Source organism: Agrobacterium sp. 22-3639C2, from assembly GCF_053522105.1.
Genome location: NZ_JBNWDB010000006.1, coordinates 190660 through 207396 on the forward strand (window position 1 = coordinate 190660; position 16737 = coordinate 207396).

The 16737-nt window shown below is 58.7% G+C and carries 14 protein-coding genes and 2 riboswitches; of the genes, 9 read left to right on the forward strand and 5 right to left on the reverse strand.

The annotated features are described in order from the left end of the window. Positions 1–26: 26 nt before the first annotated feature. On the reverse strand, positions 27–941 hold the full coding sequence (locus ACQZ6D_RS24170; protein WP_065688696.1) for a polyprenyl synthetase family protein: 915 nt from the start codon (positions 939–941) through the stop codon (positions 27–29). A 135-nt stretch (positions 942–1076) separates the two neighbouring features. On the opposite strand from ACQZ6D_RS24170, the gene mtgA reads away from it, so the two are divergent. Beyond that, positions 1077–1823 carry a monofunctional biosynthetic peptidoglycan transglycosylase gene (gene mtgA / locus ACQZ6D_RS24175; protein ID WP_003516563.1) on the forward strand — a complete coding sequence of 249 codons (747 nt, stop codon included), beginning with the start codon at positions 1077–1079 and terminating at the stop codon, positions 1821–1823. Between the two features lie 15 nt (positions 1824–1838). Here the strand turns inward: mtgA and ACQZ6D_RS24180 are convergent, their stop codons facing one another. Together ACQZ6D_RS24180 and metA are read right to left on the reverse strand one after the other, a co-directional pair. Beyond that, a complete protein-coding gene (locus ACQZ6D_RS24180; RefSeq protein WP_065705144.1) occupies positions 1839–2858 on the reverse strand; it encodes an aldose epimerase family protein in 1020 nt (339 codons plus the stop codon). Between the two features lie 74 nt (positions 2859–2932). Next, complete coding sequence (gene metA, locus ACQZ6D_RS24185; RefSeq protein WP_003516567.1) at positions 2933–3859, reverse strand: homoserine O-acetyltransferase MetA; 927 nt, start codon at positions 3857–3859, stop codon at positions 2933–2935. A gap of 82 nt (positions 3860–3941) precedes the next feature. Next, positions 3942–4018, reverse strand: a riboswitch (SAM riboswitch). A 90-nt stretch (positions 4019–4108) separates the two neighbouring features. Between metA and ACQZ6D_RS24190 the strand changes: the two genes are divergently transcribed. From ACQZ6D_RS24190 to ACQZ6D_RS24220, 7 genes are all read left to right on the forward strand, one after another. Beyond that, positions 4109–4762, forward strand: coding sequence for a thiamine diphosphokinase (locus tag ACQZ6D_RS24190; RefSeq protein WP_025594605.1), 654 nt, complete (start codon positions 4109–4111; stop codon positions 4760–4762). 4 nt (positions 4763–4766) lie between these two features. Further along, positions 4767–6593, forward strand: a complete 1827-nt coding sequence (locus ACQZ6D_RS24195; protein WP_065705146.1) for an ABC-F family ATP-binding cassette domain-containing protein — start codon at positions 4767–4769, stop codon at positions 6591–6593. Between the two features lie 91 nt (positions 6594–6684). Further along, entirely contained in the window at positions 6685–7077 is a 393-nt protein-coding gene (locus ACQZ6D_RS24200) for a VOC family protein (protein ID WP_065705148.1), read from the forward strand. A gap of 45 nt (positions 7078–7122) precedes the next feature. Beyond that, positions 7123–7233: riboswitch (TPP riboswitch) on the forward strand. A 38-nt stretch (positions 7234–7271) separates the two neighbouring features. Beyond that, positions 7272–8285 carry a thiamine ABC transporter substrate binding subunit gene (gene thiB / locus ACQZ6D_RS24205; RefSeq protein ID WP_065705150.1) on the forward strand — a complete coding sequence of 338 codons (1014 nt, stop codon included), beginning with the start codon at positions 7272–7274 and terminating at the stop codon, positions 8283–8285. Between the two features lie 19 nt (positions 8286–8304). Then, positions 8305–9930, forward strand: a complete 1626-nt coding sequence (thiP, locus tag ACQZ6D_RS24210) for a thiamine/thiamine pyrophosphate ABC transporter permease ThiP (RefSeq protein ID WP_421415106.1) — start codon at positions 8305–8307, stop codon at positions 9928–9930. Beyond that, entirely contained in the window at positions 9927–10643 is a 717-nt protein-coding gene (locus tag ACQZ6D_RS24215) for a thiamine ABC transporter ATP-binding protein (RefSeq protein ID WP_038492451.1), read from the forward strand. Before thiP ends, ACQZ6D_RS24215 begins: the two co-directional genes overlap by 4 nt. Positions 10644–10950: 307 nt before the next feature. After that, positions 10951–12411 (forward strand): M48 family metalloprotease, encoded by a 1461-nt coding sequence (locus ACQZ6D_RS24220; RefSeq protein ID WP_025594597.1) that lies wholly within the window; start codon positions 10951–10953, stop codon positions 12409–12411. 61 nt (positions 12412–12472) lie between these two features. Here ACQZ6D_RS24220 and leuC read toward each other — a convergent pair whose 3' ends face one another. Then, on the reverse strand, positions 12473–13882 hold the full coding sequence (gene leuC / locus ACQZ6D_RS24225) for a 3-isopropylmalate dehydratase large subunit (RefSeq protein WP_019566018.1): 1410 nt from the start codon (positions 13880–13882) through the stop codon (positions 12473–12475). Between the two features lie 428 nt (positions 13883–14310). Between leuC and ACQZ6D_RS24230 the strand changes: the two genes are divergently transcribed. Continuing rightward, positions 14311–15588: an MFS transporter gene (locus ACQZ6D_RS24230; RefSeq protein ID WP_448730144.1), complete on the forward strand. Its 1278-nt coding sequence runs from the start codon at positions 14311–14313 to the stop codon at positions 15586–15588. Positions 15589–15711: 123 nt separating this feature from the next. Here the strand turns inward: ACQZ6D_RS24230 and ACQZ6D_RS24235 are convergent, their stop codons facing one another. Continuing rightward, positions 15712–16674, reverse strand: a complete 963-nt coding sequence (locus ACQZ6D_RS24235; protein WP_019566020.1) for a hypothetical protein — start codon at positions 16672–16674, stop codon at positions 15712–15714. Positions 16675–16737: the final 63 nt, after the last annotated feature.

Genomic DNA, 16737 nt, shown 5'->3' on the forward strand with positions numbered 1-16737 from the left:
GAAAAACGGTGAGCCGGGAAACCGGCTCAGCTTTTCCGTTCGGCGATGAATCTGGCGGCCGCGATGAGTATCGCGGCCTTTTCGCCGTAGGGGGCCAGAAGTTCGGAGGCTTCTGCCACCTGTTCCTGAAGCTTGAGGCGCGCCCAGTCTTCACCGCGTAGTGCCACCAGCGTTCCCTTGCCGCGTGCGGCGTCCTTGCCGGTTGCCTTGCCCATGGTGGCGGCATCGGCGGTCAGATCCAGGAGATCGTCGGCAAGCTGGAAGGCAAGGCCGATCTTTTCACCGAAGAGGCGCAGTCTTTGCCTTTCGGAAACATCGCTGCCGGCGATGATCGCGCCTGCCTCGCAGGCGAAGCGCAGCAGCGCACCGGTTTTCATAGCCTGCAATGTAATAATGCCGGTCTCATCAGGTGCGTTCTTTTCCGCAGCCAGATCGAGCGCCTGACCGCCCGCCATGCCGCCGATGCCTGCGGCGCGGGCGAGCGAGAGCACGAGAGCCGCCTTGCGGTCTGCCTGGAGAGGATTTTCGTCCGATGCGATAATGTCGAAAGCGAGTGTCAGCAGGCTGTCGCCTGCGAGAATGGCGGTCGCCTCGTCGAATTTGCGGTGCACTGTCGGCTGGCCGCGGCGCAGGTCGTCGTCATCCATCGCTGGCAGATCGTCGTGCACCAGCGAGTAACAATGCAGGCATTCCAGCGCGGCACCGACATGATGGGCTGCTTCGGCATTTCCGCCGAGCAAGGCCGTGCTTTCTATGACCAGGAAGGGCCGCAGGCGTTTGCCGCCGTTCAGTACACCATGACGCATGGCGTCGAGCAGGTTTTGCGGGCGCGTAATCTCATCCGCACGCGCCTCTGCGGAAAGCAGGCGACCAAGCAGGGATTCGGTCTGTGCCGCGTTATCGCGCAGCTTCGTTTCGAAATTCGTCATCTGAGCGTCCATGCCGCGCTCTTTGGCATGGCGCGCGGGGTCAGGCAACCTTTTCGTGATTCCTGAGGTCAACTGTTTGACCGGACTCGCCTTGAAGGCGGCAATGGAATATGAAAGGCTTCGATTGGTGCGGGGCTTTGACGAATATTGAGCAGTACGCCTGAAAGCGACGCAGATTACGCCGTGCTGGCGGAAGACCGGAGCAGTCCGAAGGTGGATTTTCGCACGTTGGCAAAGCGTATCATCATGACCTTGCTGGCTTTGCTGATCCTGCCCTATCTGCTGATCCCGGTTTATGCCCTGCCTTTCATGCGGCCGGTCTCGACGCTGATGCTTGCCGATCTGGTGACACTTCAGGGTTATGACCGGCGCTGGGTGCCGCTCGAGGATATTTCGCCGCGCCTTGTGCAATCCGTGATGATGTCCGAGGACGGACAATTCTGTTTCCACGGCGGCGTTGACTGGAACCAGATGCAGTCCGTGGTCAACAACGCGCTCGAAGGCGCGTCCACCCGTGGCGCCAGCACCATTCCCATGCAGACGGCCAAGAACCTGTTCCTCTGGAACGGTCGCTCGTTCTTGCGCAAGGGGCTGGAGTTGCCGCTGGCGATTGCTGCCGATTTCGTCTGGTCCAAAAAACGGATGATGGAGATTTATCTCAACGTTGCGGAATGGGGACCCGGCATTTACGGCATCGAGGCCGCAGCACAGCACCATTTCAAGGTACCGGCGGCAAAGCTAAGCTCCCGCCAAGCGGCACTGCTTGCCGTTTCCCTACCCAATCCCATCGATCGCGTTGCCAGCAAGCCGGGGCGTGGTTTGCAACGGCTTGCCGGCCTTATCGAACGGCGTGCCCGAGCATCGGGCGGTTATGTGGGATGCGTGCTGGACTGAGCCCAGCCCGCCGTCTCAACCCTTCTTGAAAATATAGTCGGTTTCCTGACGCAGGGTCTCGCCGGGACGCAGGATCGCGTAGGGGAAATCGGGATGATTGACGGCATCCGGCCATATCTGCGTTTCCAGACAGAAACCGGCAAAGGGGCCATAATGGCGGCCATCGAGGCCTGGAACGGGAACATTCAGCTTGAAGGCTGAATAAAATTGCACGCCGGGTTCGGTGGTGTGAACCTCAAGGGTAATGTCGGAGGCGGGCGAATAGGCGCGGGCAACCTTGCGCTTGGCGCGACGCTCGGGCGAAAGGCAGAAATTATGGTCGTAGAGCACCTGCTCGCCATCCTCCGTTCGCCGCATCGGCGTCGGGTGGCGCAGGTCGAAGACGGTGCCTTCGACGGAGCGGATTTCGCCTGTCGGGATCTGTTTGTCGTTGGTTGGCAGATAAAAGTCAGCGGCGATGCTGATCTCATGTCCAAGTGCGGTATCAGCACCGTCGAGGTTGAAATAGGAATGCTGGCAGATATTGGCGATGGTCGGTTGGTCGGTCACCGTTTCATAGACCACCGAAAGCACGCCGCCGTCGCGGATCGTATAGGTCGCGGTCACCGTGCAATTGCCGGGATAACCGGCGCGGCCGTCGGGATCGATGATCTGCAGAACCGCATGGCTTTCGCCGTGTTCCATCAGCATCCAGTTACGTTTGCCCATCCCGTCGCTGCCGCCATGCAGGTGGCTGACGCCTTTTTCGTTCAGTTCCAGCTGGTATTCGTGCCCGTCGATCGAGAATTTTCCGTCACCGATACGGTTGGCATTGCGACCGGGTGTGGCGCCGAAATAGGATGAATATTTGTAGTCCTCGAATGTATCGAAGCCGAGAACGAGCGGCGGCTGGTGCCCATCGAGGCGCAGGTCCTGAATGACGGCGCCCCAGGTGATAACCTTGGCCGTCAGCCCGCCCTTCGAGATGGTGACGCGCTCAACCTTTTCGCCGGTTGCCGTGAAACCAAAATTCTCCCGTGCCGCCGCGTCGCTCATTGCGTCATTCTCCCGATATCTTTGAATTGCCGGCGGACGTTGCGTCATTTTCCGGCAATTCGCAATCCCGCAATTTACGCCGCTAGTTTGCCGATTGCTTCGAGGTCATAAGGCGTCGTCTGATATATCTCGTTGATCCAGTTGCCGAAAAACAGATGGGCATGGCTGCGCCAGCGGTTGAGCGGGGCAAGCTCCGGATCATTGTGCGGAAAATAATCATGCGGCAGCTTGATTGGGACGCCCGAGTTCACATCGCGGAAATATTCATCCGAAAGCGAGGTTGAATCATATTCGACGTGGTTGAACATATAGAGGCGGTTGCCCTCTTTTTCATGCACCAGACATACGCCCATTTCCTCTGACTCCATCAGGATTTCGAGTTCCGGGTGTTTTTCGATGTCGGCGCGGCGCACTTCCGTCCAGCGTGAGACCGGAACCTGAAAGTCGTCGGAAAAACCGTTGAGATATATCGACGAGGGGCAGAGATTGCGGTGACGATAGACACCGAAAGCCTTTTCCTTCAGTTCGTATTTCGGCACACCATGGAAATGATAGATGGCGGCCATCGCGCCCCAGCAGACGTTCAGCGTCGAATGGACGTTGGTTTGCGTCCAGTCGAAAATCTTTTGCATCTCGTTCCAGTAGGTCACGTCTTCATAATCAAGCATCTCGATGGGCGCGCCTGTGATGATGAAACCGTCGAACTTGCGGTGGCGCACTTCCTCCCATGTCTCATAGAAGGACAGAAGGTGCTCTTCCGGCGTATTCTTGGCACGATGGCCGCCAATGCGGATCAGCGAAAACTCCACCTGCAGCGGCGATGCGCCGACGAGGCGCGCCATCTGCACTTCCGTCTTGATCTTGTTCGGCATGAGATTGAGAAGCCCGATCTGGAGCGGGCGGATATCCTGCCGGATGGCCGCCGTTTCTGTCATGACCCGCACGCCCTCATGAACGAGGGTGTCGAAGGCGGGAAGCGTATCGGGAATCTTGATCGGCATGTCGAACTCTCTTTTCGGATGACGTAAAGAACGTTGCGAAAACAAAAAAACCGGCAGCGAAATCGCAGCCGGTCCCAGGAAATTACCCTTTTCCTCGACCCTTTAGCGACTTCTTTAAAGTGGCTGCAAGCCGGTCGGCAAATCACCACTGAGGCGTTTCATAATCCCGAAGCCGACGAAAATCAATATCGGCTTATTTCATCGGGTTTCTGCCTTTCCATTTTTGCCTGAGGTGCGATAAGGCAGGGCATGGATAGAGAACGCTTCACCATTCTGCTTGGCGGCGATGTCACCGTTACCGACCGCCTCAAAGCGGCGGTTGAGGGTAGCCGTGTGATTGCGGCCGATGGCGGCATGCGCCATGCCGCACCGCTCGGGCTCACACCCGAGCTCTGGGTGGGGGATTTCGATTCCACCGACAAGGACCTGCTGGACGCCTGGCCCGATGTGGTGCGACAGCCCTATCCCGCTGCAAAGGCTGTGACCGATGGCGAAATTGCGGTGTCGGAGGCACTTGCCCGCGGCGCGCGTTCTCTGGTGCTTGCCGGTGCGCTTGGTGGAGCGAGAAGCGACCACGCACTTCAGCACCTTCTTTACGCGGTGGCGCTTACTGAGCGTGGTCTCAACGTTACGCTGACCTCCGGCGAAGAGGAGGCCCGCCCGCTGCTGGCAGGGTCGTTCGACCTTGATCTGCCACCCGGTGCGCTGTTTTCCGTTGCCGGGTTTACCGACCTTGTGGGGCTCGATATCGGCAATGTGCGTTATCCTCTCAAGGATTTCCCGCTTGCTTTCGGCTCTTCCCGCACTATTTCCAATGTCGCGAATGGCGGCCCTGTGCATTTCTCGCTGAAAAGCGGAAAAGCCATCGTGCTCGCCCGCCCTTATGATCTGACCGGAGCCTGACGCCTTGGCACCCCCAATTTTGAAACTCGATGACATCAAGCTGACCTTCGGCGTGACCCCGCTGCTCGACGGCGCCAATCTTCAGGTGGAGCCGGGCGACCGCATCTGCCTTGTCGGACGCAACGGTTCGGGCAAGTCGACCCTGATGAAGATCGCCGCTGGTCTGGTCGAGGCGCAGTCTGGCGAGGTTTTCCGTCACCCCTCCGCCACCATCCGTTATCTGGAACAGGCGCCGGATTTTGCCGGTTACGACACCGTGCAGGCCTATGCCGAGGCGGGGCTGGGACCTGGCGACGATCCCTATCGCGTTACCTATATTCTCGAGCATCTGGGCCTGACGGGACAGGAACATCCGGATAGCCTGTCCGGCGGCGAAGCGCGGCGCGCGGCCCTTGCCCGCGTCATGGCGCCTGAACCCGATATTCTGATGCTGGACGAGCCGACCAACCATCTGGACCTGCCCACCATCGAATGGCTTGAAGGCGAGTTGCAGCAGACGCGTAGCGCGCTGGTGCTGATCTCGCACGACAGGCGTTTTCTGGAGAAGGTTTCGACCTCGACCGTGTGGCTGGATCGCGGCCAGTCCCGTCGTCTCAATCGCGGTTTTGCGCATTTCGAGGAATGGCGCGACAAGGTGCTGGAAGAGGAAGAGCTGGAGCAGCACAAGCTCGGCAAGGCCATCGAGCGTGAAGAACACTGGATGCGTTACGGCGTGACCGCGAGACGCAAGCGCAACATGCGCCGCGTGGGCGAGCTTCAGGCAATGCGTGCGGACTATCGCGGCCACAAGGGACCGCAGGGCAGCGTGCAGGCGACGGCTGCGGAGGTGCGGGAATCCGGCAAACTGGTCATCGAGGCAGACGCAATCACCAAGTCTTACGGCGAGCGCGTGATCATCGCGCCGTTTTCGCTACGGGTGCATCGCGGTGATTGCATCGGTCTCGTCGGGCCGAACGGTGCCGGCAAGACAACGCTTTTGAAGATGCTGACCGGCCAGCTTCAGCCCGATAGCGGCACGGTAAAGCTCGGCACCAATCTGGAAATCGCGACGCTTGACCAGAAGCGCGAGGATCTCAATCCAAACGATACGCTCGCTCATTACCTCACCGACGGTCGCGGCGACAATTTGCTGGTCAATGGCGAGTTGAAACATGTGACGGGTTACATGAAGGACTTCCTGTTCCAGCCGGAACAGGCCCGCACGCCCATCCGCAACCTCTCCGGTGGTGAGCGCGCCCGTCTTATTCTTGCGCGCATTCTGGCGCGGCCTACCAACCTGCTGATCCTTGACGAGCCGACCAACGATCTCGATATCGAAACGCTCGATCTGTTGCAGGAAATCGTTGCGGGCTTTTCCGGCACGGTCATTCTCGTCAGCCACGACCGCGATTTCCTCGACCGTACCGTCACCTCCACAATCGCGCCCGCCAATCCGGACCAGCCGGATGGACGCTGGATCGAATATGCCGGCGGCTATTCGGACATGATGGCGCAACGCAAGGGTGCCGCAGAAGAAAAGCGCAAGGCGGAGAAGCAGGAAAAGGCAAAGACCACCCCTTCCGCCTCCGCGTCGCAGGACCCTTCAAAGGCCAAGGGCAAGCTTTCTTTCAAGCAAAAATTTGCGCTCGAAAACCTTCCAAAGGAGATGGAGAAGGCGCAGGGCGAAATCGCCAAGCGTGAGCAGCGCATGGCCGACCCCAATCTGTTCACCAAGGACCCGGCTACCTTCAATACGCTGGCGCAGGAAATGACAAAGCTGCGCGAAAAGCTCGAAGCCATGGAAGAGGAATGGCTGGAGCTGGAGATGCTGCGCGAGGAAATTGAAGGGTGACTTGGTCGCGATTTCTTGACTGAGGTCTCATCCACCTTTGACAGGGAGGCGGAATTGCCGTTTCCTGTGCGGGTTCGGAGGAGTTCAGAAAATGCGCATGATCTTCGTCAATCTGCCGGTCAAGAATATCGAGACATCGAGAAGCTTCTTCACGGCTCTCGGTTTCACCTTCAATCCGGAATATTCGGATGACCGCACGCTCTGCATGATCGTTGAGGAGAACATCTTCGTGATGCTTCTTCAGGAGGAGCGTTTTCGCGATTTCATCAATGGCGATATCGCCGACGCCACACGCAGCACCGAGGTCCTGACCTGTCTCACAGCGGGAAGCCGTGAGGAAATCGACCGGATGATCGAAACGGCGCTTGCCTCCGGTGGCAACACCTGGAAACCGGTTCAGGATCACGGTTTCATGTATGCCGGTAGTTTTCAGGATCCCGACGGCCATGTCTGGGAACTGGTGCACATGGTGCAGCAGGCCTGACGGCAGCCATCTTGCCAATCAGAGACAGCGGGACTACATCATCATCTTGATCTAACGGGGTGTCTTTTGTGCTTGCGTGCAAAAGGCTGAGAGGCTTGCCAACCCGAAGAACCTGATCCGGTTCATACCGGCGGAGGGATTAGACGGCTTAAGGCAAGCGGCTATTTCCCTTTTCGTTTTTTGAGGAGATACCCGTGCGCCGTCGTCTTTTCCTGAATTCCCTCGTTGCCGTTTCGTTGTTTCTGCCCGGTCTTGCCACTGCTCAGGACAGACAGGAACTGACTGTCTACACCTATGAAAGCTTCGTTTCCGAATGGGGTCCCGGCCCCAAGGTGAAAGAGGCCTTCGAGAAAGTGTGCAATTGCACGGTCAATTTCGTCGGTGTGGCGGATGGCGTGGCGCTGCTCAACCGCCTGAAGCTTGAAGGGGCGGCGTCGAAGGCGGATGTCGTTGTTGGTCTCGACACCAATCTGGTCGCGGAAGCGAAACAGACCGGCCTCTTCGATATCAGCGGTATCGATGCATCGGCGGCCAAGGTGCCGGGCGGTTACAAGGACGACGTTTTCGTCCCTTACGACTACGGTCATTTCGCCGTTGTCTATGACACGCAGACGATAAAAAATCCGCCGACGAGCCTGAAGGATCTGGTGGACGGCGATCCTTCACAGAAAATCGCCATTCAGGACCCGCGCACCTCCACGCCGGGGCTTGGCCTGCTGCTCTGGGTGAAGTCCGTTTACGGCGACAAGGCACCGGAAGCCTGGGCGAAGCTCCGGAAGCGCATTCTCACCGTCACGCCGGGCTGGTCGGAATCCTATGGCCTTTTCACCAAGGGTGAGGTGCCGATGGTGCTCTCCTACACCACGTCGCCTGCCTATCACATGGTCTCGGAAAAGACGGATCGCTATCAGGCCGCGGGTTTTTCCGAGGGGCACTACATTCAGATCGAGGTTTCCGGCCTTCTCAAAAACGCGCCGCACAAGGAACTGGCGAAGCAGTTCCTCGCTTTCACGCTCACATCAGGATTTCAGGATGCCATTCCGGAAAACAACTGGATGATGCCGGTCGCGGCAACGTCCACGCCCCTGCCCGAGGCATTTTCCAAACTCGTCGTACCGCAGAAGACCTTCCTGATGGACCCGGAAGAGGTGGCGAAGAACCGCAAGGCCTGGATCGATGAATGGCTTGCGGCCATGAGCATGAACTGAGCAAGAGGCACGCCCGCGCATGATGCTGCGTCGCGACTACAGATGGTCGATCATTGGCGGAACGGCGGCGTTTGCCGCCGTTTTCCTGTTCATGGCGCTTGCTGTCTCAGCACTCCTGTCTTTCGATGCCGGCACATCCGCCGCCGGAATCGTGGATGCCTACACGCTGCGCATCCTGCGCTTCACGCTCTATCAGGCAACGTTGTCCACTGTTCTTTCCATTGTTCTCGGCCTGCCGGTGGCGCTTGCGCTCTCCCGCAGACAGGATTTTCCGGGGCGGATTTGGATTATCAGGTTGATGGCTGTGCCGATGGGGCTGCCGGTCATCGTCGGCGCCTTCGGCATCATCACGATCTGGGGCAGGCAGGGTGTTTTGAATACTGCCCTTGTTTTTGCCGGTGCGGAGCAGCCCTTCAGTATTTACGGCCTCTCCGGCATTCTCGTCGCCCATGTGTTTTTCAATCTGCCGCTTGCGGTGCGGCTGATGCTGGCCGGGCTGGAGCGGATTCCGGGCGAATATTGGCGGATGGCGGCAAGTCTTGGCATGGGGCCGGTTTCGGTTTTCCGCTTCATCGAGTGGCCGGCCGTCTCGCGGCTTGTTCCCGGTATTGCCGGGCTTGTCTTCATGCTGTGCGCCACCAGCTTCACGCTAGTGCTTCTGCTGGGCGGTGGACCGGCGGCAACGACACTTGAGGTCGCAATCTATCAGGCGCTGCGGTTTGATTTCGATCCGCAACGGGCAATCGCGCTTTCGGTTTTGCAGATTGCAATCACAGCAGTTCTGCTCGGCCTTCTTGCCTTTTTGCCATTGCCCGAGGCGGAAATTGCCTCGCTTGGCCGCCCTGTTCGCCGTTTCGACGGCAAGCGTGTTGGCGCGCGCCTGTGGGACGGAGCGGCAATCATTTTTGCGGTTCTGCTGGTCGGCCTGCCGCTTGTTGCCATAACCGTCTCGGGTTTGGGGGCCGATCTGCCGCGTCTTTTGTCCGCGCCGATCTTCCTGCGTGCGGCGGCGACCAGCCTTGCAATCGCTGCGCTCTCCGCAACTCTCGTCGTGCTCTGCTGCTTTGCGATCATCGGTGCGCGACAGGCCGTGGGTTCCAAACGGCGCGCGGCTCAACCCTTGCGCCTTTTGTCCGCCACGCTCGGGGCGGGGTCATCGCTGGTGCTGCTGGTGCCGCCCGTCGTGCTGGGAAGCGGGTGGTTCCTGTTGCTGCGGCCCTTTGGAGATGTCAGTTTTTATGCTCCCGTTCTCGTGGCGCTCATCAACATGCTGATGGCGTTGCCGCTTGCCATGCGGGTGCTGGAGCCAGCCTTCACCAGCCATTTTTTACGCACGTCCCGGCTCTCCGCCAGCCTTGGGCTTCAGGGACTGACGCGGCTGCGGTTCGCCGATCTGCCGGTACTGCGGCGGCCGCTGCTGATGGCGTTTTCCTTTGCCATGGCTCTGTCGCTCGGTGATCTCGGGGCGGTCGCCCTGTTCGGATCGGAAAATTTCGTCACGTTGCCATGGCTGGTCTATAGCAATATGGGCAGCTACCGCTCCAATGATGCAGCCGGATACGCGTTCATCCTTGGCGTCGTCTGCCTGCTGCTTGCCGCGGGCGGCGTTTCACGGCAATCCCAATCAGCAAGGGCGAGCATATGACGGGTGACGAATTTGCCGTGGGGCTGGACAAGGTCAGGCTGCGGCTCGGGACGCAGGATTTCGATCTCGATTGTACATTCCCGCAAGGCCAGATGACCGCCGTTGTCGGTGCCTCCGGTTCTGGCAAGTCGACGCTCCTCAATCTCATCGCCGGTTTTGAATTGCCCGATTCCGGGCGCGTCCTGATCGGCGGGCGGGACATGAAGGCGCTCGATCCTTCCGAACGACCGGTCTCCTCGATCTTCCAGGATAATAATCTTTTCGCCCATCTCGATATCTTCACCAATGTCGCGCTCGGCATCAGCCCCGGGTTGAAGCTGCGGGCGGAAGACAGGCAGAGGATCGACGTGGCGCTCACACGCGTTGGTCTTGCGGGTTTTGACAAACGTTTGCCGGGCACGCTTTCCGGCGGGGAAAGGCAAAGGGCGGCGCTGGCGCGTGCGCTGGTCCGGAAAAAACCGGTCATGCTGCTGGACGAGCCTTTCGCGGCGCTCGATCCGGGGCTGCGGGCGGGCATGACCTCCCTGCTTCTCGACTTGCATGCCGAAACAAAAAATACGGCGATTATTGTTACGCACCATCCAGACGACATAAAAAAGCTGGCGCAGCGGGTGGTTTTTCTTGATCGTGGCCGCGTTGTCTATGCTGGCTCGACCACAGATTTCTTCGCCACACAAAATGTGAAGGCGGTCGACAGTTTTCTGAACGGCTGATCGCCTTATTTTCGACGCGTGCCGCTGGCAATCGCTTTAGATAACTTCAATGGCGTTAATTTGCACTTGCCAGTTTCAAGTCGTTGCCCGAGAAAAGACGAGAATTATTGCGTTCTTAAGGAATATTCCGGACTTGATGGATCGTTTTTACCGTTTCGACATTCATGGCTCGTTGGGGCGAATCTGTTATTCTGGTCTGCAATTAACGGATGATCAGGAACGTTAGGGGCAGGCATAGAGAATGAGAAATAGCATGACTGCGCAGTGGAGGCTTTTCTCCCGTTCAGGCCTTCGCCGTTCGGGCAGGATGGCTGCCGTGTGTTCCGTGCTGACGGCGTCTGCCGTATTCCTGTCATCGTGTCAGTCTCTTTTCAGCCCGGCCTACCAGTCCACCTTGCGGCCTTCGGACAATCCGCAGACCGTGGAAGAGGTGCAGAAGAACGATCCCCGTGCGCAGATGGGCGCGCGCGAACATCCGCGTATTGTGGCGAGTTATGGTGGCGAATATCGTGATGCCAAGACGGAGCGGCTTGTCGCCCGTATCGCCGGCGCGCTGACGGCTGTTTCGGAAAATCCGCAGCAATCCTATCGCATCACCATCCTCAACTCGCCTGCTATCAACGCTTTTGCGCTGCCGGGTGGGTATCTTTACGTGACGCGCGGGCTTCTGGCTCTCGCCAACGATGCCTCGGAAGTGGCCGCCGTGCTTTCGCATGAGATGGGCCACGTTACCGCAAACCACGGCATCGAGCGCCAGCGCCGGGAAGAGGCGGAGGTGATTGCAAGCCGTGTGGTCGCCGAGGTTCTGTCGAGCGATCTCGCCGGCAAGCAGGCGCTTGCGCGCGGCAAGCTGCGGCTTGCGGCTTTTTCGCGCCAGCAGGAATTGCAGGCAGACGTGATTGGTGTGCGCATGTTGGGTGAGGCCGGCTACGACCCCTTCGCATCGCCGCGGTTTCTGGATTCCATGGCAGCCTATGCGCGTTTCTCCTCGGCTGATCCCGAAAATGACCAGAGCCTCGACTTTCTTTCCAGCCACCCCAACACGCCGCAGCGCATCGAGCTTGCACGCCGGCATGCCCGCGCCTTCGGTCAGGACGGTCAGGTCGGGGATCGTGGTCGCGACTGGTTTCTGGATGGCATAGATGGCCTGCTTTACGGCGACAGCCCGCAGGAGGGTTATGTCCGGGGCCAGACCTTCCTGCACGGAACGCTCGGTATCCGTTTCGATGTGCCGGAAGGTTTCGTCATCGACAACAAGGTCGAGGCCGTTCTTGCGACGGGTCCGGGCGATGTGGCGATCCGTTTCGACGGCGTGGCCGATCCGAAACAGACCACTCTTGCCAATTACCTTACCAGCGGCTGGGTTGCCGGCCTGATGCCGGAAACCGTGAAGGAAACGCAGATCAACGGTCTGGAGGCTGCGACAGCCCGTGCGACGGCGGACAAATGGGACTTTGACGTTACCGTCATCCGTGTTGGTCAGCAGATATTCCGCTTCCTGACGGCCGTGCCGAAGGGTAACACGCAGCTCGATTCCATCGCCAACGTATTGCGCACGAGTTTCCGCAAGATGACGCCGCAGGAGATCGCATCGTTAAAACCTCTGCGCGTGCGCGTGGTGACGGTCAAGCCCGGTGAAACCGTGGCAACGATTGCCGCACGTATGATGGGGACCGACCGCAAGCTCGACATGTTCCGCATGATGAATGCGATGAGCGCCACCGCCACGCTTCAGCCCGGCCAGCGGGTGAAGATCATTGCGGAATGAGATGCTAACAAAAAACCCCGGATTGTGATCCGGGGTTTTTCGCTTCAGACGTTATCGATAATTACCGCCACTCGCGAACATCGACGAAATGGCCGGCGATTGCCGCCGCCGCTGCCATGGCGGGGGAGACGAGGTGGGTGCGGCTCTTATAGCCCTGGCGGCCCTCGAAGTTGCGGTTCGAGGTGGAGGCGCAACGTTCGCCAGGCTTCAGGCGGTCGTCATTCATGGCAAGGCACATGGAGCAGCCCGGTTCGCGCCATTCGAAACCGGCTTCGAGGAAAATCTTGTCCAGACCTTCCTTTTCCGCCTGTTCCTTCACGAGACCGGAGCCGGGCACGATCATGGCCGAGACGGTGGGCGCGACCTTGCGGCCGTCGACGATCTTTGCCGCTGCGCGCAAATCCTCGATACGGCCATTGGTGCAGGAGCCGATGAAAACGCGGTCGATGGCGATATCGGTGATGCGTGTACCGGGTTTCAAGCCCATATAATCCAGCGCACGCCACTTGGAAGTACGCTTGTTTTCTTCCTCGATATCATCCGGATTGGGAACGATGCCCTCGACGGACGTCACGTCCTCAGGCGATGAGCCCCAGGAGACGATCGGCGGCAGATTGGCGGCGTCCAGCACCACGATCTTGTCGTAATGGGCGCCTTCATCGGATTTCAGCGTTTTCCAGTAGGCGATGGCCTGTTCCAACGTCTCGCCCTTTGGCGCGCGCGGCTTGTCCTTGATGTAGTCGAAGGTGGTCTCATCAGGCGCGATCAGACCTGCACGGGCGCCGCCCTCGATGGTCATGTTGCAAACCGTCATGCGGCCTTCCATGGAGAGCGAGCGGATCGCCTCGCCGGCAAATTCAATCACGTGGCCGGTGCCGCCTGCTGTGCCGATCTCACCGATAATGGCGAGGATGATGTCCTTGGCGGTGACGCCTTCCGGAACCTTGCCATCGACACGCACCAGCATGTTCTTGGCCTTTTTCTGGATCAGCGTCTGGGTCGCCAGCACATGCTCCACTTCCGACGTGCCGATGCCGTGCGCCAGCGCGCCGAAAGCACCATGGGTGGAGGTGTGGCTGTCGCCGCAAACAATCGTCATGCCCGGCAGGGTGAAGCCCTGTTCCGGGCCAACGATGTGGACGATGCCCTGACGCTTGTCGCGCTCGGAATAATATTCGACACCGAAATCCTTGGCATTCTGCGCAAGCGCTTCCACCTGGATACGGCTTTCCTCGTTCTTGATGCCTTCCAGCCGGTCGGCTGTGGTTGGCACGTTATGATCGACGACGGCAAGCGTGCGGGTGGGCGAATGAACCGGACGGCCGGCGATGCGCAGGCCTTCAAAGGCCTGCGGGCTCGTCACCTCATGGACCAGGTGACGGTCGATATAGAGAAGACAGGTTCCGTCCGGGTCACGATTGACGACGTGGTCGTCCCAGATCTTGTCGTATAAGGTGCGGGGTGCGCTCATGGCTCTATGCCTTGTCATGGAAAGGTAAAATCAGGGTTCAGTAAGGCGGTGGACAGCGGGTGCTGTCAGGCGAGCCTAAGTCGGCTGTTGAGCGCCCCGGAAATGCGCGCAAAAAACCGTGCCGGCAGACGCTTGTGGTCCTGCAGCACATAAACATTCTGCGCGAGACATCCGAATTTAGATCCCATAGCGGTCTTCATAGCAGATTGCCGGTTTCGCGGCAATATGAATGCACGCAGCCCGTAAAATGGTGACCCGGCGGCTTTGATGTGCGCCGCATCATGCACTCAGAGCTCTAAAATGCCGGTTTCGCAGCCTTTTCGGCATTGGTTATGATGCAATGCAACTTGCGTATCTTGCGGCGCACATATAGATGGGTCCCCTTATCATTTGCATTTCGACGAGCAATCGAAGGGAGGGAAAAGCACATGGTATCGGAAAAATCCCTAATCTCGAAGATCACCTGGCGGCTGATGCCGTTTCTTGGCCTTCTCTATCTCATCGCCTATATCGACCGGCAGAATGTCAGCTATGCCAAGCTGCAGATGGTCGATGCGCTGAGCCTCAGCGAATATGCCTACGGACTTGGCGCTTCGCTGTTCTTCATCGGCTATTTCCTCTTTGAGGTTCCGAGCAACCTTTTCCTCAACCGTTTCGGCGCCAGCAAATGGTTCGCCCGCATTCTGGTGTCCTGGGGTGCCGTCACCATCGCGCTTGCCTACACGCAGAATGCGACGATGTTCTACATCCTGCGCTTCCTGCTCGGGCTTTGCGAGGCCGGTTTCTTCCCCGGCGTGCTGTTCCTGATGACGCTGTGGTTCCCGCGCGATTATCGCGGCCGCATGATCGGCCTGTTCATGATCTTCAGTGCGCTTGCCAATGCCATCGGCGCACCGCTTGGCGGCATGCTGCTCGATCTCGATGGTTTCCTCGGTTATGCCGGCTGGGAATGGGTGTTCCTGGCGACGGGTATTCCCGCCGTGATCGCCGGTATTGTTACCTTCTTCTATCTGGACGATACGCCGGAAAAGGCGAAGTTCCTGACGCAGGCCGAGAAGGACTGGTTGAAGAACCGCCTGGCCGAAGAAAACAAGGGCATGGAAGAGCATGCGGAGGACGGCTTCAAGGCGCTGATCAATCCGCGCGTGCTGTTCATGGCGCTTTGCTATGTCGGCTTTCCGCTGGCGGCCTATGGTCTCAGCTACTGGCTGCCGACGATCGTAAAGAGCTTCGGCGTTTCCAACACCGCCAACGGCTTCATCAACATCATCCCCTGGGTGATCGTGGCCGTCGCTCTCTTAGTCGTGCCACTGGCGGCTGACAAGGCAAAAAACAAAACGCCTTATATCGTCGGCCCTGCCTTCGTCGGCGCGTTTTGCCTGCTGATGTCGGCGCTGCTCAGCGATCCGGTATTGCAGTTTGCCTTCCTTTGCATCGCCGCTGCGGGCATTTTTGCCGGCCAGCCGGTGTTCTGGAGCCTGCCCGGCCGCTTCCTCAAGGGAGCCGGTGCCGCTGCCGGCATCGCCGCCATCAATTCCGTCGGCAATCTCGGTGGTTTCGTGGCGCAGAACGTGGTGCCCTGGATCAAGGACCAGACCGGCAGCACCATTGCGCCGATGTTCTTCCTTGCCTTCTGCCTGGCGCTGGCAGGTGTGCTCGTCATCATCGCGGCGCGAAAAATGGGCAATCAGGCCGAGGCCGCCTGATCTGCAAGATTGCGGCAGCCGGCATAATTTCCGAACCGCCGCATATGTAAAAAATCATGGCCCGGATATGTCCGGGCCATGATCCATTTAAACGGTAACCGATGAAATTCTCTTCGAGAGAAATTACGCCGTAAACCAATCGCTGCCGGTCAGGTGAACGCCGGAGAGAATGATCTTCTCACCCTTGTGCTCGCCAGTAACGTTGTAGCTGAGGACGGTATCGTTATCATAGGTCGAAACCGCCCAGTTATCGATCACTGTACCGACCAGCTTGAGCTTGTCCATGGAGGCGTTGAAGCCTTCGATGGTATCTGTGGCAAAGCTCTTCGCCATGTCACCCAGATTGAAGACGAAGGTATCGGCGCCACCGCTTGCGATGATGTGGTCGATGCCCTTGCCACCGGTGACCAGCGACGAAGCGAGCTTTACACCGCTCAGGTCGATAGAGTCGTTACCCGCACCGGCATCGATCTTGACGGAGGTGTAGCTGCCGTCGGTGATACCAGCACCACCATTCACAGCGCCGGTATTGGCGGCAAGACCGCCCGTGCCCGCAGCCGACGTGTCATTGAAGGCAGCGCCGGCCTTGACGGTGATCGTGTCGTTGCCTGCGCCGGTGTCGATGTTGAAATTGTTGACCCAGGTCTTTTCGTTCGAAACGACAGATACGGTAACCGTGTCGTTGCCTGCGCCGGTCGTGATGTTACCGCGCTTGGCATTGAGAACTTCAACGGTGGACGAACCGGTGCCGCCGAGGTGAACGTCTACCTGTACGAAATCCTTGAACTTAAGGTTTTCAGAGGTGTCAGACTGGGCGAGAGCGTTCTTCACCGAATTCCATGCCGAGGATACGTCAAATGTGAAGCCGTTTGCGTTGGGGTCGTAGCCGACATCGACAGTGCCACCAGCACCGGTACCGGCAACCGCCACAGCGCCAACACTGACAGCGCCTGAATCGAGCGTAGAGCCGTTTTTGACCTGTGCTGTGGATTCCGTGAGGAGCTTATATGCTTCCTGATCGATCAGGCTGGTGAGCGACGAAACCGATGCCGCGCCGCCATTACCGAAAGTTACTTTTAACGCCATTTTACTCTCCTATAAATTTTTGAGAATTCGATGTATCGAAATTAAATTTAATAAATATTGCGG

Coding starts and splice junctions, on each gene's coding strand:
- ACQZ6D_RS24170 (WP_065688696.1), bottom strand. CDS start 941: ATGGACGCTCAGATGACGAATTTCGAAACGAAGCTGCGCGATAACGCG.
- ACQZ6D_RS24180 (WP_065705144.1), bottom strand. CDS start 2,858: ATGAGCGACGCGGCGGCACGGGAGAATTTTGGTTTCACGGCAACCGGC.
- metA (WP_003516567.1), bottom strand. CDS start 3,859: ATGCCGATCAAGATTCCCGATACGCTTCCCGCCTTCGACACCCTCGTT.
- ACQZ6D_RS24190 (WP_025594605.1), top strand. CDS start 4,109: ATGGATAGAGAACGCTTCACCATTCTGCTTGGCGGCGATGTCACCGTT.
- ACQZ6D_RS24200 (WP_065705148.1), top strand. CDS start 6,685: ATGCGCATGATCTTCGTCAATCTGCCGGTCAAGAATATCGAGACATCG.
- thiP (WP_421415106.1), top strand. CDS start 8,305: ATGATGCTGCGTCGCGACTACAGATGGTCGATCATTGGCGGAACGGCG.
- ACQZ6D_RS24215 (WP_038492451.1), top strand. CDS start 9,927: ATGACGGGTGACGAATTTGCCGTGGGGCTGGACAAGGTCAGGCTGCGG.
- ACQZ6D_RS24220 (WP_025594597.1), top strand. CDS start 10,951: ATGGCTGCCGTGTGTTCCGTGCTGACGGCGTCTGCCGTATTCCTGTCA.
- leuC (WP_019566018.1), bottom strand. CDS start 13,882: ATGAGCGCACCCCGCACCTTATACGACAAGATCTGGGACGACCACGTC.
- ACQZ6D_RS24230 (WP_448730144.1), top strand. CDS start 14,311: ATGGTATCGGAAAAATCCCTAATCTCGAAGATCACCTGGCGGCTGATG.
- ACQZ6D_RS24235 (WP_019566020.1), bottom strand. CDS start 16,674: ATGGCGTTAAAAGTAACTTTCGGTAATGGCGGCGCGGCATCGGTTTCG.